A 23,616-nucleotide genomic window follows, 5' to 3' on the forward strand; every position below is an offset into this window, starting at 1 on the left:
TTGACTCCGCCATTTTATCTAACCTCAAGAGTGAACCATGTTAAAGCGCTTATTGGATATTGTGATTGCATCATCTGCGCTGGTGCTGCTGTCTCCTGTATATGCTTTTGTGGCATATAAGGTGCGAAAAAATTTGGGTTCACCCGTGTTGTTCCGTCAGGTGCGTCCGGGGCTCAATGGCAAACCTTTTGAAATGATCAAATTCCGCAGTATGAAAGATGCGGTTGATGCACAAGGTCATTCCTTGCCTGACAGTGAGCGTTTAACACCCTTTGGTCAAATGCTGCGTTCCAGCAGTTTGGATGAAATGCCTGAACTGTGGAATGTGCTTAAAGGCGAGATGAGTATTGTCGGACCACGACCACTGCTGATGGAATATTTACCCCTCTATAATGAGCATCAAGCCAAACGTCATAACGTGCGTCCAGGCATCACAGGGTATGCTCAAGTGAATGGCCGCAATGCCATTTCATGGGAAAAGAAATTTGAGCTAGACACATGGTATGTCGAAAACCGTTCATTATGGCTCGATTTTAAAATCATGCTGAAAACGGTAAAAAAAGTGCTCGCGAAAGATGATATTAGTGCCGAAGGTGAAGCGACCATGAGTAAATTTACGGGTACTTCGGAGCCTAAAGATGATTAAGCTCTATGCAATTTATGGTGCTTCAGGCTGTGGGCGCAGTTTAATGCCTGTTGCACGTCAGCAATTAGCACGTGAAAGCGATGCTTCAGAAATTGTATTTATTGACGATGCCTTGGAATCGGTTGCAGAAGTAAACGCTCATCGTGCCATGAATTACCTCGCATTTTTAAATGAAACGGCTTCAGAAAAATACGTACAAATTACGATTGCCAATAGTCATGTACGAGAAAAGATCGCTCAGCGTTTAAAGATGGATGGCATTCAGCTTTGGTCGATCATCGCGGACAATGTCGTTCTAATGGATCAGCTTGAGCTCGATGAAGGCTCTGCTTTAAGTCCATTTGTCACCATTGGCTCAAATGTCAGAATCGGTAAGTGTTTTCATGCCAATTTATACAGTTATGTTGAACATGATTGTGTGATTGGTGATTTCGTCACGTTTGCACCGGGCGTAAAATGCAACGGTAATATTCATATAGAAGACCATGTTTATATTGGTGCAGGTGCCGTGATTAAACAAGGCACACCTGCGCAACCTTTGGTGATTGGTCGTGGTGCTGTGGTGGGTATGGGCGCTGTGGTGACCAAAAGCGTGCCTGCGGGCGTAACAGTGGTGGGAAATCCTGCCCGTATACTGACCAGTAAATGATAAATTTAGGAAAAACTCATGTTAAACACTGCATTTGAACCGTGGCCAAGTTTCACCTCAGCTGAAGCAGATGCGGTGTCAAAGGTCCTTTTATCCAATAAAGTCAATTATTGGACAGGACAAGAGTGCCGTGAGTTTGAAAAAGAATTTGCACAGTTTGCAGGAACCAAGCATGCAGTTGCCGTGGCCAATGGCACAGTCGCACTGGATTTGGCCTTAAAAGCCCTTGGCATTGGCACAGGCGATGATGTGATCGTCACTTCACGGACATTTCTTGCATCTGCCAGTTCAATTGTGACGGCTGGTGCCAATCCTGTTTTTGCCGATGTAGAGCTGGATTCACAGAATATTTCTCGACGTACTATTGAAGCAGTGATTACGTCGAATACCAAAGCCATTATTTGTGTGCATTTGGCGGGTTGGATGTGTGATATGGATCCGATCATGCAGTTGGCTGAGGAAAAAGGGATTTGGGTCATAGAAGACTGTGCCCAAGCCCATGGTGCATTCTATAAAGGTCAATCCGCAGGTTCAATCGGGCATATTGGCGCATGGTCATTTTGCCAAGACAAGATCATGACCACAGGTGGTGAAGGCGGTATGGTTACCACCAATGATGAAAATTTATGGAAAAAAATGTGGTCATATAAAGACCACGGTAAAAACTTTGACAGCATTTATAACAAACAGCACCCGCCTGGCTTTCGTTGGTTACATGACAGCTTTGGCACCAACTGGCGCATGATGGAAATGCAGGCTGTTATCGGACGTTTACAACTCCAAAAAATGCCAGAATGGACGCAAGTGCGTAATGCGCATATGCGTCGCGTTTTAGCAAGTTTTGAAAATAACCCTTATTTTACTGTGGCAATGCCACCTGAGAATTATGTTCATGCGGCATATAAGGCTTATGTCCAAGTGAATACAGCACAATTGCCAGAAGGTTGGTCGCGTGATCGCATTATGGCGGAAATTAATGCACTGGGTGTGCCATGCTTTAGTGGTTCATGTTCAGAAGTGTATTTAGAAAAAGCCTTTGATGGAACACCATGGCGACCTGAGCAACGACTGGTTAATGCCAAAAGCTTGGGGGACAGCAGTTTAATGTTCTTGGTACATCCGACTTTGTCCGACAGCAACATGCAAAAAACGGTGGATAGTATCCAACAGGTGATCTCACAAATCTCCATGTGAAACAGCGTATAATTTGCCATGCAATTTTTTGCCTTCATCTAGCCCGTTGAGTCCATCGTGAAAGACATTATCCGAGTTATTGCATCATTACCGCGCCGCCAAAAACAAGTTGTTTTAGTGGTCATGGATATCTGTGTCCTGCCTTTGATGATGTGGCTGGTTTATGCCATTCGACTAGCCAAACCAAATGTTCCGGTGATGGAAGGTTTAGATTTTTGGTATCTGTATGTCGGTGTCATTGGTGTCGCAATTTTTGCCTTACTCGGTATTTATAGTGCGATTGTGCGCTCCTTCAATGAAGATTATTTGCTACGGATCTCGATCGCGACATTTATCCAAATTGTTGGTTTATATGCAGTTAAGAAGCTCGGTTTAGCTTTTATTCCCATGAGCATTCCACTCATGTACGGCTTTGTGCTGTTTTCTTGGATGTGGTGGAGCCGTGCTGTAATTCGCTATGCCACACTGCGTACTTTTGTGAAAAAGCAAAACCGTAAGCGTGTCGCGATTTATGGTGCAGGGCTTGCGGGGCAGCAAATTGCGGCCGCATTATATCGCTCTGATGACTATTTGCCCGTCTGTTTTATTGATGATAAAGCTTCGTTACAAGGGCAGTCTTTAAGCGGACTAAAAATCTTTTCACCGAAAAGGGCGCTTACCGCATTTCGTAAGTTTCACATCGAAGAAATATTACTGGCTATGCCATCTGTAAGTCGTGCACGTAAAAAAGCAATTATTGAGTCTTTTGAACCGTCTAATGTCAAAATTATGGAACTGCCAGGGGTCACCCAACTGGTGGGCGGGCGAGTTCAAGTCTCCGATATTCGAGAAGTCGATATTATTGACTTACTGGGGCGTGATCCAGTACCACCCAAGTTAGACCTTTTAGAAAAAAATATTAAAAATAAAGTGGTGATGGTAACTGGTGCAGGTGGATCAATTGGTTCAGAACTTTCCCGTCAGATCGTGAAGCATCAACCAAAATGCCTTGTTTTATTTGAAATGTCTGAATTTGCACTGTATTCCATTGATCGCGAATTACAAAACGCAGGTGTAGAAGTAGTGCCTATACTAGGTTCTGTAACTCACCAAATAAAGTTGGAACGTATATTGCAAAACCATGCTGTGCAAACGGTTTACCATGCAGCAGCTTATAAGCATGTTCCCTTGGTTGAGGCCAACCCCTTTGAAGGGATCTATAATACTTCAATTGGTACGGCCCGTAGTGTTGACGCTGCTGTGGCTCAAGGGGTTGAAACCTTTGTCCTGATTTCTACTGACAAAGCTGTACGCCCAACCAATGTCATGGGTGCATCGAAACGGATGGCAGAATTGTATTGCCAAGGTTTAGCTGCCACAAAACCGCAAACACAAATCAGTATAGTTCGTTTTGGTAATGTATTAGGTTCATCAGGTTCTGTCGTTCCTTTGTTCAAAAAACAGATTGAAAAAGGTGGACCTGTTACAGTAACTCACCCTGAGGTGACTCGTTATTTTATGACTATTCCTGAGGCTGCGCAGTTGGTGATTCAGGCGGGGGCAATGGGAACAGGCGGAGATGTTTTTCTACTGGATATGGGTGAACCCGTTAAAATTGTTGATTTGGCTAAACAGATGATTCGTCTAAGTGGGTTTAAACCTATGGATGAAAAAGGCTTAGGGGATATCGCAATTCAGTTTACTGGCCTACGTCCAGGTGAAAAACTATATGAAGAGCTACTCATCGAATCTGAAAATGTGACTAAAACCGACCATGAACGAATTTTAAAATCGTATGAGCATTTTTATCTTTTTGATCAAATTAACAGCGTATTTTTGCAGTTATCTGATTTATCTGAACAAGGAGAGAATCAGGTAAAAATTAAAAATATCCTACAAACCTATGTAGAGGGTTACAAAACCAAAGATTTGCACAAGAATTGATATATTTTATTGATGTTCATTTGATAAAGCCTAACGTGTTCAATTAAACTATTTATACAATTCATTCACATATTTTGAATAAAATACTGAAATAGTTTTAGAAAAAAAGAAACATCTTATTTATCTATAGATAACCTAAAATTATTTTGCTATCAATCAATTTAAATTAAGAGCAGGAAAATATGAAATTATTGGTAACAGGCGGTGCTGGTTTTATTGGTTCAGCCGTTGTTCGTCATGTTATTGAAAATACAGAAAACGAAGTATTAAATGTCGACAAACTCACCTATGCAGGAAATTTAGAATCTTTAGCACGTATTGCTAAAAATCCGCGATACACATTTTCTCAAACTGACATCTGTGATCGTGCTGCTTTAGATGAATTATTTGAAAATTTCCAACCCGATGCTGTGATGCATTTAGCTGCTGAATCGCATGTCGACCGTTCAATTACTGGCCCTGCGGCGTTTATTGAAACCAATATTATTGGTACCTACCAACTACTTGAGGCAGCACGCCATTACTGGAATCAACTAGATCAAAATAAAAAACAAGCATTTCGATTTCATCATATTTCAACAGATGAAGTGTATGGCGATTTAGAAGGTACAGAAGATCTGTTTTTAGAAACAACACCTTATGCTCCAAGTTCACCTTACTCTGCCAGCAAAGCCAGTTCGGATCACTTGGTTAGAGCATGGTACCGCACGTACGGCTTACCAGTTGTACTGACCAATTGTTCAAACAACTATGGGCCGTTCCATTTCCCTGAAAAACTCATTCCGCTGGTAATTTTAAATGCACTGGCGGGTAAGCCACTACCTGTATATGGAAACGGTACACAAATTCGTGACTGGTTGTATGTAGAAGATCATGCCCGCGCACTTTATAAAGTAGTCACAGAAGCAGCAGTGGGTGAAACTTACAACATTGGCGGTCACAACGAGCAAAAAAATATTGATGTGGTAAAAGCAATTTGCGAACTTTTAGAAGAGCTTGCTCCAAACAAACCTGAAGGTTTAGCACGTTATGAAGACCTCATCACTTATGTGACAGATCGTCCGGGACATGATTTGCGCTATGCGATTGATGCAAGTAAAATCCAAAAAGATTTAGGCTGGGTGCCGCAAGAAAGCTTTGAGACAGGCCTTAGAAAAACAGTGCAGTGGTACCTAAACAACCAAGCGTGGGTACAGCATATTCAAAGTGGTGAATACCAAAACTGGATTCAGCAACAGTACACAACCACCGAAAAAATGAATTAAGTTGCGTGAAACTATGAAAATACTGTTGCTTGGAAAAAATGGTCAAGTTGGGTGGGAGTTGCAACGCGCACTCCAACCGCTTGGTGAAGTGGTTACACTTGATCGTAATATGTCACCTGAGGGCTTCAGTGGCAATGTTGCAGACTTCGCTGCCATTTCTGATGTGTTTGATAAAATTAATCCAGATATCGTCGTGAATGCCACTGCATATACTGCGGTTGATAAAGCCGAATCTGATCAGCAACAGGCACAGCTTATCAATACGCAAGCAGTGAAGCATTTGGCTAGTGAGTGCAAAAAGCATCATGCACTGTTGATTCATTACTCGACTGACTATGTTTTTAGTGGAGATGGTATTACTCCATGGAATGAAGATGATCAAACCTCACCAGTGAATTACTATGGCCTCACCAAACGTGAAGGCGAGTTAGCACTTGAACAGAGCACTGTTCGGTTTTTAAACTTTCGTACCTGCTGGGTATATGCCGCACGAGGCAATAACTTTATAAAAACCATGCTCAAACTGGCTCAGGCCAAAGAAGAGCTGAGTATCATTCATGATCAGGTTGGGGTGCCTACAGGCGCAGCACTGATTGCTGATGTTACGGCTCAAGCGATTCGCTATTACACCTTACAATCTGAAACTGAAAAACAAAATCTGCATGGTCATTATCATTTGGCGCCAAAAGGTGAAACCACATGGCATGATTACGCTCAATTTGTTTTTGCACATGCACGACATACAGGGCAAGTTTTAGCTTTAAATAAAGTAAATCCAATTGAAACATCGGCATACCCAACACCGGCAAAACGCCCGCTTAATTCACGTTTAAACACCAACAAGCTAGAACAAAATTTTAAATTGCATCTTCCTCACTGGCAGCAAGGTGTAACACAAGTATTAGAGGAACTTCTTCCATGACTCAAAACCGTAAAGGGATTATTTTAGCGGGCGGCTCTGGCACACGCTTGTATCCAATTACCATGGGTACATCAAAACAGCTACTCCCAATTTATGACAAACCCATGATTTATTATCCACTGTCTGTACTTATGCTGGCAGGGATTAGTGAAATTTTAATTATATCTACCCCAGAAGACTTACCAAACTTTGAAAAACTTTTAGGAACAGGTGAGGCGCTTGGAATCAAACTCTCTTACAAAGTTCAACCATCTCCTGACGGGCTTGCTCAAGCATTTATTTTGGGCGAAGAGTTTATTGGTCAAGATAATGTCACCCTAATTTTGGGTGACAATATTTTTTACGGTCAAAGTTTTGGGCAGCAGCTCAAGCGTGCAGCCGAGCAACAGACGGGTGCAACAGTATTTGGCTACTATGTGAGTGATCCAGAGCGTTTTGGTGTGGTCGATTTTGATGCATCGGGTAAAGCTTTAAGTATTGAAGAAAAACCAGAGCAGCCAAAATCGAATTATGCAGTGACGGGTTTGTATTTTTACGACAATTCGGTGGTTGAGATTGCCAAAAATATTAAACCATCACATCGCGGGGAGCTTGAAATTACCGACGTAAATAATATTTATTTACAGCAACAAGCACTAAATGTAGAAGTACTTGGCCGAGGTTTTGCATGGCTAGATACAGGTACACATGATTCACTGATTGAAGCGAGTCAGTTTGTACAAACCATTGAGCATCGTCAGGGTTTAAAAGTTGCCAGTTTAGAAGAGATTTCTTTTAACAATGGCTGGATCGATTTAAACCAACTTAAAGCACGTGGTGAATTTTTTAAGAAAACTGGATATGGTCAGTACTTGTTAAAATTGCATCAAGAACATTCAAAATAAATGTAATCAAGTCATTATCTAAATCAACATGATGCCTTGCATATAGACTACACTGGATATTGTCGTAATGAATATTATTGAAACTAAAATCAATGGTTTACTCATTTTAGAGCCGCGTGTATTTGGTGATGACCGTGGCTGGTTTATGGAAAGTTTTAACCAAAAAAACTTTGAGCAGGCGCTTACCGAGCGTGATTTAGATGTGCCACAATTTGTACAAGATAATCACTCGTTTTCACAAAAAGGCGTATTGCGCGGTTTGCATTATCAGCTTAATCCGCATGCGCAAGGGAAGCTAGTGCGTGTAGTACAGGGCCGAGCGTGGGATGTAGCAGTAGATATCCGTGAAAACTCCCCAACATTTGGTGAATGGGTAGGGCTTGAGCTTACAGGCGATAATCACAAACAGTTTTGGATTCCTGCTGGTTTTGCACATGGCTTTATTGCACTCGAAGATAATACTCAGTTTTTATATAAAACCACAGATTATTACTCTAAAGAGTGTGAAAGAAGTATTGTATGGAATGATCCAGATCTTGCGATTGATTGGCCTATTGAAGAAGGAGTGAATATAAAGCTAACTGAGAAAGATGAAAAAGCTAATTTCTTTCATGAGTTAAAAAATGACGAATAAGTTATGAAACTAAATAAGATAACAGAAAATGCTATATCATTAACATTGGTACAATTAATCAATTTAGTACTACCGTTATTGGCTTTACCTTACTTAGCAAGAGTTTTAGGTGCAGATAGTTTAGGAAAAGTAGTATTTGCAATGGCTATTTCACAAATACTTCTGATTTTAAGTGATTTTGGATTTAATTTGAGTGCTGCTAAAGATGTAGCAGTTTATAGAAATGACAATAATAAACTTTTTGAAATCTGGGGCACTGTAACAATTATAAAAATTATTCTCTCAAGCGTTTTAGTTTTTATATTATATTTGTCAGGATTATTTTTTGAACGTATTGGAAATGATTTAATCTTATATTTGTTAGCATGCACGGCTGTAATAGGAAATATCATTTATCCACAATGGTTGTTTCAGGGTTTAGAGCAATTAAAATATGTAAGTTTTATTCAGATTTTATCTAGAATATTGTTATTTATTATGTTGTTACTGTGTGTTAAAAATGAAACTGATATATATTGGGCAGTTTTTCTTCAATCAGCAGGTGGTTTATTAGCTGGATTTATATTAATACCTAAATTACTAAAAATATTTAAATTTTCTGAAAAAAAAATATCTGAAAAAGATTTTTTTATAAAACAGCTGAAATATAGTTGGATTATTTTTATTCCAAATATTTTTGGAAATCTATATTTAAGTTGTAATACTTTTTTTCTTGGTTTAATGCTACCTCCTTCTTTGGTCGCAAATTATTATATAGCTGAAAAGCTTATAAGAGCTTCAATTAGTCTATGTTCTCCGATTAGTAATGCTTTTTTTCCAAATCAAGTTAGGATGTTTCATGAAGATAAAGCTAATGCATTAGCTTCAACAATGAAAATAATATACATACTACTAGCCTTATTTTTTACAGGAAGTTTTATTATTTTTGTTTTATCCGATTTTATTGTAAATTTATTATTTGGTTATGAATTTAAAGAAGCTGGGTATTTGCTAAAGTTATTTTCTCCATTACCAATATTAGTAATGTTGGCTATAATATTTGCAAATTTAATTATGATTCCTGCTGGTCTAGAAAAAGCATTCAGTAAGATTATTATGTATTCATCTGTAGTCAATGTTTTTATTTTTGTTTTTTTTGTAAAATTTCTATCTAATTATGGTGCTGTTTTGGCAAATATTCTGGTAGAGCTAATAATCTGTTTCTCAATGTTCTGTATTATATTGAAAACAGGAAATAGTCCATTTAAGTACTGGCGCGAAGCATTTACTGAGTTAAAATTGAAGGTTATAAAATGAAAATTTCAGCATTAATAAATACACTCAATGAGGAAAAAAACATTGAAAAATGTCTTCAATCACTTAGTTGGGTAGATGAAATCATTTTAGTAGATATGTATAGTGATGATAAAACTGTAGAAATAGCAAAAAAATATACAGATAAAATTTTTTATTTTGAGCGAGTTGGATATTCTGAACCAGCACGCGCATTCGCTTTAAGCCAAGTATCGAATGAATGGGTTGTGGTTTTAGATGCAGACGAAGTAATTCCAAAGTCTTTGTCAGACGAGTTGATAGCGATAGCAAAGGAAGATAAAGCTGATGCTATTTGGATTCCTAGAAAAAATTTTATGTTTGGTCATGAGATTAAACATACGGGCTGGAATATGCACGATGATATTCAAATGAGATTTTTCAAAAAAATTATGATGACATATGGAAGTACTATACATAATTTTGTAAATATTTCTGATCAAGCAAGAATAATAACTTTAAAAAATAATGAAACATGTATATGGCATTTTAATTATATTGATATTGAACATTTTTTAGAAAAATTAAATAAATATACAACAGTTGAGGCTAAACAATTATTTGATAAAAGAAAACAGTCATCATTTTTAATAGTAATATATACTTGTATTAGAGAGTTTGTTTATAGATTTATTTTAAAAAGTGGATATAAAGATGGTTTCTATGGTTTAGTCTTATCTTTATTAATGTGCGTTTATCGTTTTACAACACTAGCAAAACTAAAGATTATGATTGAGCAGAATAATGCAACTCCTAGAGATAGCATTGTTACAACTTATGATGATTTATCAAGTAAAGTTATTGATTCATATAAATAAATTAATTGAGTGTTGGTAATGATATATATTGTTGTATTGAATTGGAATTCTGCTAAAGAAACTATAGCTTGTTTAAAAAGTTTAGTTAATTTAGATGACTTTAATAATATCAGAATTATTGTTTGTGATAATGACTCTGATGTGGATTCTATTAAACAAATAGAGAGTTATTTAAGTGATTTTTATGGTAATGATTATATTTCATTAAATGAAGATGAAACTTTAACATATAAGATTGATAAGAAATTTTACTTTATTAAAAATTTTAAAAATTATGGTTATGCTGGTGGAAATAATATCGGTATTAATTTTGCTTTGAAGTTTGAGAGAATGTCATATGTTTGGATTTTAAACAATGATACCGTTGTTCAAAGTGATAGTTTGAAATTTATGCTTCATAAGTTTTTAGAAAATAATAATTATGGAGTTGTAGGTTCAAGATTAGTAGAGTTGGAAAATAAAAGTAATGTACAGGGTGTAGGTGGTATAATTAATCCCTGGCTTTGTACAACGAAAGAAATTGGTAGTGATCTTAAGATTAATGATGCTATTAATGAAAAAGAATTTGAAGAAAAAATTGACTACGTAATTGGTGCATCATTGCTTATATCTCGTGATTGTTTAGAAAATGTTGGTCTATTATGTGAAGATTATTTTTTATATTACGAGGAAATTGATTATTGTAATAGAGCTAGAGAAAATAATTTTTCAATTGGTATAGCATCTCAGAGTATAGTTTTTCATGCCCATGGTGCTTCAACAAATAAAGGTAAAAGTCAGATTGCAGATTATTGCTCTGTAAGAAACAGAATTTTAATAACAAGAAAGTTTTATCCTAATAAACTAATTTTTGTGAAATTATCTATTTTTTTAGTATCTCTTAATAGAGCTCGAAGATTTCAATTTTCAAGAGCAATAAGATATTTAAAGTTTTTATTTATCTAAACTTTTTATAAAAAATAATGCTTGACTAGTCAAGCATTATTTTTTCTGAATTTATTTTACTATTTTATTAGATAAACTTATTAATTTTTTCTCAATAATTAAGTATGATAGATAACCTATAATTATTGAAAACAAGACCATTATAATAAAAACAAGAATTCCATGAGTGTTTGCTGCATATTTTGCTAAGACCTTACCTACCAAAGGTAAGGTGAAAACTTGAATAAGATATATCGAATATGAAGCATTGCCTAATTCAAGAAATATTTTATTATTAATTTCTTTTATATGTAGGGTTGAGTAAAATATTATTAATGCTGGTATACCCCAAAATATCAATCTGAAATTTTCAAACTCTTTGTTTAAAAGACTAACAAATATAATTGAAAATATTATCGGAATCCAGAAAAAATTATTATTTCTAATTTTGAAGTTTGATAGAAATAAATATATAAATCCACCAAAAATAAATTCAAAGATAATCGGATTTGTGTTTTGATAAAATGATAAAGATATAAATACTAAGAGCATAATAAGTATCTTAATTTTTGCATCTATTCTTTTTAAAAAAAGTAGTATGAAAAAAATAAAATAAAACAACATCTCTAATTCTAAAGTCCATCCTACATATATTACAGGATAGCTATAATTAAAATAATGACTTATAAAAAAGAGCGAAGTAAGTAGATATTCTGGTGTTATATTTAAGGCTCGAAATAAGTCGGGGAAAATATAAAACAATAAGGATATTGTAAGTAAATATAACCAATATAATGGAACTATTCTTTTAATGCGATCAATTGCAAATTCAAAAGGAGATTTATTTTTCTTATCTTGAATCATAAACATGATATAGCCAGAGATAATAAAAAATATATCTACACCAAAAGACCCCCAGTAACCTACGTTAAAAGTTAAAAATTTATAGCTTGAGTAAGAGAACCCGTAGTCTTCTACTAAACCTACAGCATGATACATTACTACAACTATGGCAGCAAAAGCCCTTAAGACTTGAATATTCTTGATCATATTGAATCGCTTTTCAGAATTTAATTCTAAGATAATTTATTTTGAATTATACGTTACTTAAAATATAAAGCAATATTATATATTTAATACTAATTTTTTAAGTGACTTACTAAATATTGTGAAAATTCGCTTATTATTTGTTTGAAGTAATGGATAAGCATAATAATATAAGCTAGTAAAGTATATCTTGCTATCATAATGCCATTTTGAGTTATTTTTGATATAATGAATATATATCTTTGTATTAAATCTTTCAAATAATTTATGTATTATCTCAATATCTAATAAATAATGATGTGGTATAGTTTATTCAAACATTTTCATAGCTAATAGAACTTTACAATTATTAAAACTATTCCATCGAGCTTTATCCTTATTTGGCTATCCCTTGTGAAGCTTTATTACTTTTGATACGTTTTTTCAAAACAGTTGAAATAATTAAAATGATCCATAAATTTGAGCTAAATTTTGATTTTATCAATATTTTATGTAAAGAATGATGTACTATTTGATGCATGTTTATTTAGTGAAAGAGACGTTGATAATTAGTAAAAATCTGAACTAATAAAATGAATAATGAACAATACAAGACTTTAAAATCGCTGAATTTAGCGTATTTGCCGGAGATAGGAACGAAGATAATCTGAGAAAAAGTATTTTGGTGAGCAAAATGCCTTTGATTAATTGAGTATATTTAAGATATTTACTTTAAATAGTCTGAGATTTGGATGAGTTATTAATCAGATATAATAGAGCTATAAAATCTAATATAAGGACTAGAATTGTAAATTTAGTATGTTAACTTAACTTGCGATAATAGACCTTGTTTATTTCATCTCAATTGCTAATTAAAGCTTCCAGTTAATTAATAAAATATAATAACTGTATTGAATATAATTTGAAAAGGAAGAGTTTAACTTATTTTACTTTCATTCTTTAAAGATAAAAAAGTGACAAATATAAATACAATAAATACAGGAATATAAATTATCGCACCATCTGATAAGCAAGCCAAAAAGTATATTACACTACCCAATGTTGCTGATTTTCTGAATGAATTTTTTGAAGTAATTATATATTTAAAGTTTATTAGGATATTTGAGAAATAAAGTAGAAAGAATGGTAAAGATATTAATCCTAAACTATAGATCAAAGAGACATATGGGATTTCTGAAATAATATCAAATGCATTGCTTGAATATAAGTCAAAACTAATTTTACTGAAGGCTTCACTTCTTCCACCTAAAGATGAGTCAAAGATAAAATTTAGATTAAATCCTAAGAAAGATAAAACTATGTTTATGATTAGTATAAATAAAGAAACTAATATTACACCAAAAACTATTTTTATTGGATTGAATTTTGAATTTGTTATGGCTGTATATAGCAAATATAAAAATAAAAGAACCCATATTGTTCTAGAAAAAGTTAAAATCAAACTTAATGAAACAATTAAAACAAATAACTTATTTTTTTCTAGAAAAGTGTAAAGAGGAAAAAGCATAAGTATAGATAAGCCATATAAGTTTCCATTATTAAAAGTTGAAAATAATTTAAATATTCCGCCTCTGTCGTTCATTCTGTCTTCAAGTTCAATAGCTGCACCATAAGTTGTTGTTAGTCCAGGAACTTCAAAAAAACTACCAGTTAAAACTTTGTATATGAATAAAAGTATTCCATATATTGCAACAAATCTAACGCAATTTATAAAAAAATTATCATATTCTCTAATATTTTGATAACTTATAAATCTAAAGAGCATTAGAAAAAAGAGTGGGGTAATTATTACAGAAAATATGAATCCAAAATAAGATGATAAATTTTCTATTCCATTGAATATATTAAATATAAATAATAAAAAGTAAAATGGAAGTATTAGTAAAAAATATATTTCTGGGAGGTTAGATGATTTCGTTTTTCCTATATTAACTACATACTTTAATAATAAAATAGGAAATAAAGATATAATTAGTATAGTTATAGAGTTTAATGGAATTTTTCCAATAGCTATCCCTGATTTCGGGAAAGCTATCATAGATATTAACAAAATCGGATAAATATATTTCATAAAGTAAAATTTCTAAGATCTTTGATTTAATTCTGAACTAAGTTTTTTCTTTGAAGTTGACCAGTCATATTTAAGTACAATCTTAAGTCCATTACTTATCAATTCTTCTCTAAGTAATTTATTGACAATAATTTTTTCAAGATTTGTTGAAATGTCTTTAATATTTTCGGGATTAACTTGGAGTGTCTCATTATTTCCTATTTCAAATAATGCTGTTGTATTCGATGTAATTACAGGTGTCCCACATGCCATTGCTTCAATTGCAGGAAGTCCAAAACCTTCATAAAGTGATGGAAAAAGTAGGCAAAGCGCACCTTTGTAGGTTGATGCTAGTTCATCTTCACTTAATCGTCCGAGAAACTTAACTCGATCTTCAATTTGAAGCTCTTTCGCTGTATTTGCTAATTGATCAGAAGGTTTACCCGAAAATAAAACATAGATATTTTTATCTATATTTGCCTGTGCAAAAGCTCTTAAAGCTCGGTCTTCATTTTTATGTAGCTTTCGATTACCCACTATGAAAATATACGGAAAACCCGGTAGGTAGGGCTGCACATCTTGATGAAAAGCACTCGATACACCGTTATACACTACTTTCACCTTATCTGGATTGATACCCGACCAGTCTACAATTCTGCCTTTTGAAAACTCAGAGACGGTAAATATCAGTGCAGCTTTTCTACATGCCCTCTTAAGAACAATGTTGTAATAGAGTTTCTTTAAAAAGGATGTATTGGCATCTACATCTATATGGTTGAGATCATGGATAGTAATTGCTGTTCGATGTAAAAAGAAAAAAGGTGCATTAAAACCAGGTGAAAAAAAGAAGTTTTTGTTAAAAAACAAATATATAGTAAGCTTAATAACATCAAAAATTGATACAGGGTTGCCTTTTAATTTTATTGGCTGAAAGAAATCTTCGTCATAAACTTCTGTCGCAAAACGCCCGATACCATGCTCTCCAAACCAACGTGTATCGAAAATTACTTTATTTTGTTGATTTAACATACAATTTTATTAAACGAGATTTTAATTACCTCGAATTATAATGAAATCCTATCGGAATATAAATGGTATATACTTGCTAACTTCAAAAATTCAATTTTTTTACAAAATTATGGATGAGTAAGAGCTTCCTATGATAACAGAACCAAAAACAGCTTTAGTTGCAGATTGGCTTGTCACCTATGCGGGTGCTGAGCGCGTAATGACTGAAATATTAAAAGTTTTCCCAAAATCAGATCTATTTGCTGTGATTGATTTTTTAAGCGATGAAAGTCGACAGCATTTTTTAGGTAAACACGCCCAAACAACATTTATTCAAAAATTTCCTAAAGCTGAAACAAAATACCGCAATTATCTTCCATTTATGCCTTTAGCCATTGAGCAGTTAGATGTCTCTGCCTACGATGTGATTTTATCGAGTAGCCATGCAGTAGCCAAAGGTGTGCTTACGGGGCCCGACCAACTGCACATTAGCTATGTTCACTCGCCTATACGCTATGCATGGGACTTACAGCATCAGTATTTACGTGAGTTGGGGCTCACCAAGGGCATAAAAGCCATTATTGTACGTTGGTTATTACACAAAATTCGGATGTGGGACTACCGCACCGCCAATGGGGTAGATCACTTTGTTGCAAACTCTAAATTTATTGCGCGTCGTATTCATAAGGTATATGGCCGCGATGCAGATGTGATTTATCCACCTGTAGATACAGATCGTTTTACACTACGTGAAAACAAAGATGATTTTTACTTTACCGCTTCACGTATGGTGCCTTATAAGAAAATTGATCTAATTGTTGAAGCTTTTTCTCATATGCCCAATAAAAAATTGGTCGTGATTGGGGATGGCCCAGATATGCAAAAAATCAAGTCTAAAGCGACATCTAATATCGAAATTTTAGGGTATCAACCGAACAGCGTGATGCAAGATCATATGCAGCGCGCTAAAGCCTTTGTATTTGCAGCGGAAGAAGATTTTGGTATTACACCTGTTGAGTCTCAAGCATGCGGCACACCCGTGATTGCTTTTGGTAAAGGTGGGGCACTTGAAACAGTGAATTGTGAGGTTGGATTGCATCCGACAGGAACTTTTTTTCAAAAGCAAGATGTCCCTAGCGTAATTACTGCGGTTGAGTATTTTGAAAAAAATGAGAATTTGTATTTACCAGAAAATTGTCGTACTAATGCTTTGAAATTTTCAAATCAGCGATTTGAGCAAGAGCTAGAAATTTATGTACATAGTAAATGGCAAATGAAGCAAGAGGAAATGAGCACTTTATAAAAATACGCCTAGCAGTTGCTAGGCGTATAAAATTTAACATCTACCATATAAGTCTTCGAATCGGACAATATCATCTTCTCCAAGATATGAACCAGATTGTACTTCAATTAGTTCGAGAGGAATTTTTCCTGGGTTTTCCAGTGCATGAATTTCTCCCAAAGGAATATATACAGATTCATTTTCTGTAAGAAGGAATGATTCCTTGCCTTTATGAATTTTTGCAGTCCCATTGACAACAATCCAATGTTCTGCACGATGATGATGCTGTTGTAGTGAAAGTTTCTGCCCTGGGTTAACAACAATACATTTGACTTGATAACGGTCACCACTGTCTATGGAATCGTAATTACCCCATGGTCGATATACTTTTCTATGTAAGTCGACCTCAGTCCTTTGCTGTGCTTTTAATATTTCTACAATTTTCTTAATATCTTGAACTTTATTTTTATGTGCGACAAGTACGGCATCAGATGTTTCAATGACGACAATATCTTCTAGACCTAAAACACCCACTAAACGACTTTCAGCGTATACCAGTGAATTTTGAGTATCGTGGATGATGGTATCGCCGCGTAATGCATTGCCTAAAGCATCTTTTTTGCTGACCTCCCATACGCTTTTCCAAGCTCCAACATCATTCCAATTGGCATTTAAAGGAATGACAACAGCTTTATCTGTTTTTTCCATAACAGCGTAATCTATGGAGTCTTCAGGGCATTGTTCAAAACTTGTTTGACCTAAACGGACAAAATCGAGGTCAATTTTGCTTTCATTCACTGATTTTTTCGCATTGCTAGCAATAGCTGGATTGAACTTTTCTAATTCTTTTAGATAAACAGATGCTTTAAACATAAACATGCCACTATTCCAGAGAAAAGAGCCATCAGCTAGATACTGTTGTGCAGTCACTAAATTCGGTTTTTCGACGAAACCTTCTATGTTGAAAGCTTGAGGTTTCCCCGCCGTGTGAATAGAATCTGCTACTTTAATATAACCATAACCTGTTTCTGGTGAATTGGGCACGATACCAAAAGTAACCATTTTTCCAGCTTCGGCAGTTGCTAAGCCAACTTTAATGGCCTGATTAAATGCCTCTTGATCTTGAATAACATGGTCGGCGGCAAGAATGAGGAGAATGGGGTCTTCACCATAAGACAGCGCAAATTCTGCAGCGGCTGCAATTGCGGGAGCTGTGTTCCTTGCAACAGGCTCTAACACAATTTTAGCTGTCATTTTTTGTTGGCGAAGTTGTTCAGCAACAATAAAGCGATGATTTTCATTGGTTACAATGATAGGATTTTGAAAGTTAATTAAAGATGCATTTAGGTTTGAAATACGATCTAGAGTAAGTTCGAATAATGTTCTTTCGTTTGTGATTGGTAAAAATTGTTTTGGATAGCTTGAGCGAGACAACGGCCAAAGTCGTGAACCAGAACCACCAGATAAAATTACAGGTATCATTGAAAATCTCTTATTTGTGTTTCATGTGCTATTTATATGGTTTTTCTAAGAAAAATCGAATATTGTTTTGTAAAAACAACAAAATAGTGATGAATTTTTACTTAGATTAAACAATTATAGATAAAACTTGAATTATTGCTACAATAATAATATATTTTATTCCATTTTAATTATAGGGTTAGGATATTTTTATTGATGAAGAATATCCAAAAAAGTTATTCTTTATAAAGATTTAGCTTTTAATAAGTCTGATAACAATTCTTAATAGGCAAAAAATGGCTTCAAGGTTACACGCATCATATGTGTCAATATTACAACGTTTTTGTGATGTTGTAGCAATTTATTTGGGCTTTTATTTTATTTCTAAAATAAATAATATGCCTATAGATAATAGAACGCTTTTAATGTTTTTGAGTGTAGTTAGTTTATTTCAGCTCATTGGTGGCTTAACCGATTTTTATCGCTCATGGCGTGGCGTTAGTCTATTTAATGAACTTATTTTTTGTTTGAAAAATGTTTTTTTTAGTGTCGCTTTAATTGGTCCTATTTTACTCTTTTTAGGCAAGATGAATGCACAAGTGATATTCACCTACTTTTTGAGTGTGGTTTTCATCATGTCTGTGCTGCGTATTGCTATACGTTTATCTTATGCATTGTTTTTTAAGTATTTTATTCGCGCTAATGATGTGCTTATCCTCGGTGATTCTGATAAAGCACTTAAGCTTTTTCAAGATTTAAAAGACTCCGAATGGACAGGTTTTAACCCAATAGGTGTGTTCTCATTTAGACAGGACTATGACCGCTTTGTTTATTCTGGTGGACTTGATGATGCGATGGAGATTGTTGACAAACAAAAAATTAATAAGGTTTATGTTGTGATCAATCAAGATAATATTGAACAAGCGGATCAAGTTATCAAGTCTTTAGCAGATACTACATGTTCAACAGTTATTATTCCTGAGTTGTTCTCGCATGACTTTTTATACTCGCGTGTTGAGGATATTAATGGTACGCCGATTATTCCAATTATAGATACTCGTTTAACAGGTATTAATACTTTATTGAAGCGCATTGAAGATATTTGTTTTTCACTGGTTATTTTATTGTTGATTTCTCCAATTTTAATTGGCATTTCAATTGCTATTAAATTAACATCTAAAGGTCCAGTTTTCTTTAAGCAGACGCGTTATGGTTTAAATGGAAAGCCGATTTTAGTTTACAAATTTAGAAGTATGAATGTCATGGAAAATGGAACTAAAGTAACTCAGGCCATTAAAAATGACCCTCGGTTGACCCCAATAGGTGGTTTTTTAAGACGGACATCTTTAGATGAACTACCGCAATTTTTTAACGTTTTATTAGGCAGTATGTCTGTTGTAGGTCCGCGTCCACATGCAGCAGCGCACAATGAAGAATATCGCAAACTAATCACGGGCTACATGCTTAGACATAAAGTGAAACCTGGTATTACGGGCTTAGCACAGATTCGTGGGTGGCGTGGGGAAACAGATACTCTGGATAAGATGGAAAAGCGTGTTGAATGTGACTTGGAATACATCCGAACTTGGAGTCTTCTATTGGATATTAAAATTATATTTTTAACGGTGTTTAAGGGTTTCATTAATAAAGCTGCATATTAAATATTTGTGTTTTCAATATTTGATACGTTTATAGAAACTTTGGGTTGTTTGCACTATTTTTAAACATTTTGAAATAAAAAATAGTGTAGTGTTAATAAATAATTTTTTGATAAAAAAGTGTATCTTCGATGATTAAAAAAGCGATTCTTCCTGTGGCTGGACTAGGTACCCGATTCTTGCCTGCAAGTAAAGCGATTCCTAAAGAAATGGTTACGGTGGTAGACCGCCCGGCAATTGAGTATGTTATCAAAGAAGCAGTAGCTGCTGGGATTGAGCAAATCATTTTAGTCACACATTCATCGAAAGCATCTATAGAAAACTATTTTGATCGTAACTTTGAATTAGAAACGACATTAGAACAAAAAAAGAAGTTTGATTTACTTAAAGAAATTACCGAAATTTTACCTGAAAATATCAGTGTTGTTAGTGTACGCCAACCACAACCTTTAGGGCTTGGCCATGCTGTTTTATGTGCGAAGTCTATTGTTGGTGATGATGACTTTGCTGTGCTCTTGCCTGATGTTCTGGTTAAAGAGACTGATGAGCGTAATGATTTGAACATAATGATTGAGCGCTACAATGTTTCAAAAGCGGCACAGATTATGGTTGAATCCGTTCCAGAGAGTATGGTTGATCAATATGGTATAGTCGATGTTGCTGAAACTCCTGCAGAGGGTGAAAGCATCATTATGCAGGGGATTGTAGAAAAACCAGCTATTGGGACTGCACCATCAAATTTATCTGTTGTTGGGCGTTATGTATTGCCTGCACAGATTATGACTTTATTAGAACAAACACCGAAAGGTGCTGGGAATGAAATTCAATTGACAGATGCGATTGCAATGCTACAGCAATCAAAGCCTGTTGAAGCATATCGCATGAAAGGACGAACGTTCGACTGTGGTAGCAAAATTGGCTATTTGAAAGCAGTTTTACATTATGGTGTTGACCATCCCAAGTTAGGTGATGAGTTTAAAGCACTGATTAAAGAGTTAGAGTTATAAAAAAAAGAGGGATGGGCCATGAAAATCGCAATGTTTGGTACAACACTGTATGCGGGTGTTATCTCATCATTACTTGCAGAGAGTGGACATCAGGTCTTTATTTGTAATGATTTACAAGACCATACAGCGCTATTCAATCTTAGAGATCAAGATGTTGTTCGTGCTTTAGAAAAACAATATCAAAGTGGTTTTCTAAGTTATTGTAATTTTGCAGCTCTTCCCTTGGACATTGATGCGTATTTTTTTAGTTTCAATCCAACTCAAGAGGCTGAGGCACTTGATGTTGTACAGAAATTAAAAATGCGAACGATTATTCATCCTAAATTGATGATTAATGCCTCTACTTTTGGTCTTAATGGTACAGAAAAATTAAAAGCCGTATTAACAAAAGATCATTGGGTTTATTTCCCTGATATTATTCAGGAAGGTCAAGCTTTTAAAAGTGTGACGAGTGCCTCTAAAGTGATTATTGGCTGTGCTGACCAACAAGCACAGGGTGACTTAGAGGAAATGTTGCGACCTTTATTTCCACGCCAGCAACAATATTTATTTATGCCTGTTTTAGATGCTGAATTTACCAAACTCAGTATTTCAGGCATGTTGGCGACTCGTATCAGTTATATGAATGATTTGGCAGATGTTGCTGAAAAGTTGGGTATTGATATTGCCCATGTTCGAGATGGAATGGCAGCAGACAGTCGGATAGGTGAATCGTATTTATATTCAGGTGCAGGTTTTGGTGGTGAAAACTTTTCACATGATATTTTGACTCTATCAAATACCATCAGTAATACTGGAACAAAAAGTCAGCTGTTGGGACAAGTTTGGGATATCAATGAGCAACAAAAAGAGTTTCTTTTTCGCAAGTTGTGGAATTATTTTCATGGAAATTTAGCTGGAAAAACGATTGCGATTTGGGGGGCTGCTTTTAAGCAACATACCTCAAGTACCAGTTTTTCACCTATTCATCCGATGCTGGCTGCACTGTGGGCACAAGGTGTGACGGTTCGTTTGCATGATCCACAGGCCTTAGAAGAAATACACACAATTTATGGTGAACGTGATAATTTAATTTTATGTGAAGATCAGTATGACGCGGTGAATCAGGCACACGGTTTATGTGTTCTAACTGCATGGAAGCAATATTGGTCACTTGATTATACGCAATTAAAACTTAAATTAGCCCATCCTTTGATTTTGGATGGACGTAATATTTATCAACCTGATTATGTTAAAAGTCAGGGTTTTGCATATATGGGAGTAGGAAGATAATGATAAATTTAACTATTTTTCCTAAAAAAACGCTAGCAACAACACTTGAACATTTACAACACTTAAGTAAAACCATTGGCCAGAAGCACTTAAATACTTTTTTTGCCGAAGATGACCAAAGATTTAAGCATTTTTCTGTTCAATATGATGAAATCACTTTTGATTTTAGTAAGCATCGTGTTGATGAGTCTGTAATCAGTGCATTGATTGATTTTTTACAAGTTCGGGATCTTCCCACTTGGACGAAACGTTTATTTTCAGAAGAAGAAATTAACTATACAGAACAGCGTGCAGCTATGCATTGGGCGCTTCGTTTACCGAAACATGATGAGCAGCATCCTAAATTAGCAGGCAAAGTACATGAGCAATTAGAGCGAATGTATGCATTGGTTGAGAAAATTCATGCGGGTCAGTACCGTGGTGCAACGGGTGAAGTTATACAAGATGTGGTCAATATTGGTGTGGGTGGGTCTGATCTAGGGCCATTAATGGTGAGTCACGCTCTGTCTGATTTTAAAGTCAATACAGTCAAACCACTGAAAATGCATTTCGTATCTACCATGGATGGTAGCCAACTTTCAGATTTATTGCATCAATTACGCCCAGAAACGACATTATTTATTATTTCATCAAAGTCTTTTGGAACGATTGATACACTTTATAATGCGCAAACTGCACGCCAATGGCTTGAAAAGCAATTGGGCCAATCAGAAGCGGTAGATCAGCATCATTTTATTGGCGTATCAACTAAGCCAGAGAAAATGACGGAATGGGGTATAGCCAGCCATAATCAGTTTTTGCTCTGGGATTGGGTCGGCGGTCGTTACTCTTTGTGGTCGTGTATTGGTTTGCCGATTGCATTAAATATCGGTGTACATGGTTTTAAGCGCTTACTTGCAGGTGCTCATGCAATTGATGAGCATTTCCAAAATGCCCCTTTACGCCAGAATATTCCTGTTCTTATGGGGATTTTAGGGATATGGAATCATAACTTCTTAGGCATTCAGACGCAGGCTATTTTACCTTATGATGGTCGTTTAAAGTATTTTTCGGCATATCTACAACAGCTTGAGATGGAGTCAAATGGTAAGTCGATTCAGCGTAATGGTCAAAAAGTTGAATTAGAGACGTGTCCTATCGTTTGGGGTGAAGTGGGTCCAAATGCACAGCATGCTTTTTATCAATTGTTACACCAAGGTGCGCATAAAGTGAGCTGTGAGTTTATTGCACCCGTTAATCGCTATGCTGCGAACCAATTTACCTATGTAAAAAATGCCAATGCATTGATTGATCAACACCATTTAGCGCTATCAAACTGTTTGGCTCAGTCTCGACTATTGGCCTTTGGTAATCAGGCACTTGATGCTGAAGAGGTGGCGGGTCTAGAGAATTATCAAAAATATGAGGGTAATCAGCCAAGTACAACTATTTTGCTTAAAGAACTGAATCCTTATACCTTAGGTATGTTGGTTGCGTTGTATGAACATAAAGTATTTGTGCAATCTGTTTTGTGGAATATCAATGCTTTTGACCAATGGGGTGTTGAAAAAGGTAAACAAATTGCGAATCAAGTACTTCCAATTTTGACTGGTACAGAAAAAGATTATGTTGATTTTGATAGCTCTACCCGTGGTCTATTAGATATTTTACTTGGAAAATAA

At 35.3% G+C, this 23,616-nt stretch carries 20 protein-coding genes; 16 read left to right on the forward strand and 4 right to left on the reverse strand.

Annotated features, from left to right (window positions below):
- The first annotated feature begins 37 nt into the window (after positions 1 to 37).
- The 11 genes from MN200_RS00365 (at position 38) to MN200_RS00415 (ending at position 11,191) form a co-directional block, all read left to right on the forward strand.
- Positions 38 to 646: a sugar transferase gene (locus MN200_RS00365; protein ID WP_242759880.1), complete on the forward strand. Its 609-nt coding sequence runs from the start codon at positions 38 to 40 to the stop codon at positions 644 to 646.
- Complete coding sequence (locus MN200_RS00370; RefSeq protein WP_242759883.1) at positions 639 to 1,295, forward strand: acetyltransferase; 657 nt, start codon at positions 639 to 641, stop codon at positions 1,293 to 1,295. The genes MN200_RS00365 and MN200_RS00370 overlap by 8 nt, the downstream gene beginning before the upstream one ends.
- An 18-nt stretch (positions 1,296 to 1,313) precedes the next feature.
- On the forward strand, positions 1,314 to 2,489 hold the full coding sequence (locus MN200_RS00375; RefSeq protein ID WP_242759884.1) for a DegT/DnrJ/EryC1/StrS aminotransferase family protein: 1,176 nt from the start codon (positions 1,314 to 1,316) through the stop codon (positions 2,487 to 2,489).
- A gap of 57 nt (positions 2,490 to 2,546) precedes the next feature.
- Positions 2,547 to 4,412, forward strand: a complete 1,866-nt coding sequence (locus tag MN200_RS00380; protein WP_242759885.1) for a nucleoside-diphosphate sugar epimerase/dehydratase — start codon at positions 2,547 to 2,549, stop codon at positions 4,410 to 4,412.
- Between the two features lie 182 nt (positions 4,413 to 4,594).
- The gene (rfbB, locus tag MN200_RS00385; RefSeq protein WP_151836891.1) at positions 4,595 to 5,677 is read left to right on the forward strand and encodes a dTDP-glucose 4,6-dehydratase; all 1,083 of its coding nucleotides are present in this window, start codon (positions 4,595 to 4,597) and stop codon (positions 5,675 to 5,677) included.
- Between the two features lie 13 nt (positions 5,678 to 5,690).
- Positions 5,691 to 6,599, forward strand: a complete 909-nt coding sequence (gene rfbD, locus MN200_RS00390; protein ID WP_242759886.1) for a dTDP-4-dehydrorhamnose reductase — start codon at positions 5,691 to 5,693, stop codon at positions 6,597 to 6,599.
- On the forward strand, positions 6,596 to 7,483 hold the full coding sequence (rfbA, locus tag MN200_RS00395) for a glucose-1-phosphate thymidylyltransferase RfbA (protein WP_108675671.1): 888 nt from the start codon (positions 6,596 to 6,598) through the stop codon (positions 7,481 to 7,483). Before rfbD ends, rfbA begins: the two co-directional genes overlap by 4 nt.
- A gap of 67 nt (positions 7,484 to 7,550) precedes the next feature.
- Positions 7,551 to 8,117, forward strand: a complete 567-nt coding sequence (rfbC, locus tag MN200_RS00400) for a dTDP-4-dehydrorhamnose 3,5-epimerase (RefSeq protein WP_242759887.1) — start codon at positions 7,551 to 7,553, stop codon at positions 8,115 to 8,117.
- Positions 8,118 to 8,120: 3 nt separating this feature from the next.
- Positions 8,121 to 9,413: an oligosaccharide flippase family protein gene (locus tag MN200_RS00405; RefSeq protein ID WP_242759889.1), complete on the forward strand. Its 1,293-nt coding sequence runs from the start codon at positions 8,121 to 8,123 to the stop codon at positions 9,411 to 9,413.
- A complete protein-coding gene (locus MN200_RS00410) occupies positions 9,410 to 10,246 on the forward strand; it encodes a glycosyltransferase family 2 protein (protein WP_242759891.1) in 837 nt (278 codons plus the stop codon). The genes MN200_RS00405 and MN200_RS00410 overlap by 4 nt, the downstream gene beginning before the upstream one ends.
- 18 nt (positions 10,247 to 10,264) lie before the next feature.
- Positions 10,265 to 11,191: a glycosyltransferase family 2 protein gene (locus tag MN200_RS00415; protein ID WP_242759893.1), complete on the forward strand. Its 927-nt coding sequence runs from the start codon at positions 10,265 to 10,267 to the stop codon at positions 11,189 to 11,191.
- 51 nt (positions 11,192 to 11,242) lie between these two features.
- On the opposite strand, the gene MN200_RS00420 is transcribed toward MN200_RS00415, so the two are convergent.
- From MN200_RS00420 to MN200_RS00430, 3 genes are all read right to left on the reverse strand, one after another.
- Positions 11,243 to 12,220: an acyltransferase gene (locus MN200_RS00420; protein ID WP_242759895.1), complete on the reverse strand. Its 978-nt coding sequence runs from the start codon at positions 12,218 to 12,220 to the stop codon at positions 11,243 to 11,245.
- Positions 12,221 to 13,133: 913 nt separating this feature from the next.
- Positions 13,134 to 14,288 (reverse strand): hypothetical protein, encoded by a 1,155-nt coding sequence (locus MN200_RS00425; RefSeq protein ID WP_242759897.1) that lies wholly within the window; start codon positions 14,286 to 14,288, stop codon positions 13,134 to 13,136.
- Between the two features lie 12 nt (positions 14,289 to 14,300).
- Positions 14,301 to 15,296, reverse strand: coding sequence for a glycosyltransferase family 1 protein (locus tag MN200_RS00430; RefSeq protein ID WP_242759898.1), 996 nt, complete (start codon positions 15,294 to 15,296; stop codon positions 14,301 to 14,303).
- 130 nt (positions 15,297 to 15,426) lie between these two features.
- On the opposite strand from MN200_RS00430, the gene MN200_RS00435 reads away from it, so the two are divergent.
- Positions 15,427 to 16,578, forward strand: a complete 1,152-nt coding sequence (locus MN200_RS00435) for a glycosyltransferase family 4 protein (RefSeq protein WP_004684251.1) — start codon at positions 15,427 to 15,429, stop codon at positions 16,576 to 16,578.
- Positions 16,579 to 16,611: 33 nt separating this feature from the next.
- On the opposite strand, the gene MN200_RS00440 is transcribed toward MN200_RS00435, so the two are convergent.
- Positions 16,612 to 18,039 (reverse strand): mannose-1-phosphate guanylyltransferase/mannose-6-phosphate isomerase, encoded by a 1,428-nt coding sequence (locus MN200_RS00440; protein ID WP_004684252.1) that lies wholly within the window; start codon positions 18,037 to 18,039, stop codon positions 16,612 to 16,614.
- A 302-nt stretch (positions 18,040 to 18,341) separates the two neighbouring features.
- On the opposite strand from MN200_RS00440, the gene MN200_RS00445 reads away from it, so the two are divergent.
- From MN200_RS00445 to pgi, 4 genes are all read left to right on the forward strand, one after another.
- Entirely contained in the window at positions 18,342 to 19,679 is a 1,338-nt protein-coding gene (locus MN200_RS00445) for an undecaprenyl-phosphate glucose phosphotransferase (RefSeq protein ID WP_278189336.1), read from the forward strand.
- Between the two features lie 128 nt (positions 19,680 to 19,807).
- Positions 19,808 to 20,683: a UTP--glucose-1-phosphate uridylyltransferase GalU gene (galU, locus tag MN200_RS00450; protein WP_242759902.1), complete on the forward strand. Its 876-nt coding sequence runs from the start codon at positions 19,808 to 19,810 to the stop codon at positions 20,681 to 20,683.
- 18 nt (positions 20,684 to 20,701) lie between these two features.
- Positions 20,702 to 21,955: a UDP-glucose/GDP-mannose dehydrogenase family protein gene (locus MN200_RS00455; protein ID WP_179997123.1), complete on the forward strand. Its 1,254-nt coding sequence runs from the start codon at positions 20,702 to 20,704 to the stop codon at positions 21,953 to 21,955.
- Complete coding sequence (gene pgi / locus MN200_RS00460) at positions 21,955 to 23,616, forward strand: glucose-6-phosphate isomerase (RefSeq protein ID WP_242759904.1); 1,662 nt, start codon at positions 21,955 to 21,957, stop codon at positions 23,614 to 23,616. The genes MN200_RS00455 and pgi overlap by 1 nt, the downstream gene beginning before the upstream one ends.

This window comes from Acinetobacter sp. LUNF3, from assembly GCF_022699605.1.
Lineage (GTDB): Bacteria > Pseudomonadota > Gammaproteobacteria > Pseudomonadales > Moraxellaceae > Acinetobacter > Acinetobacter johnsonii.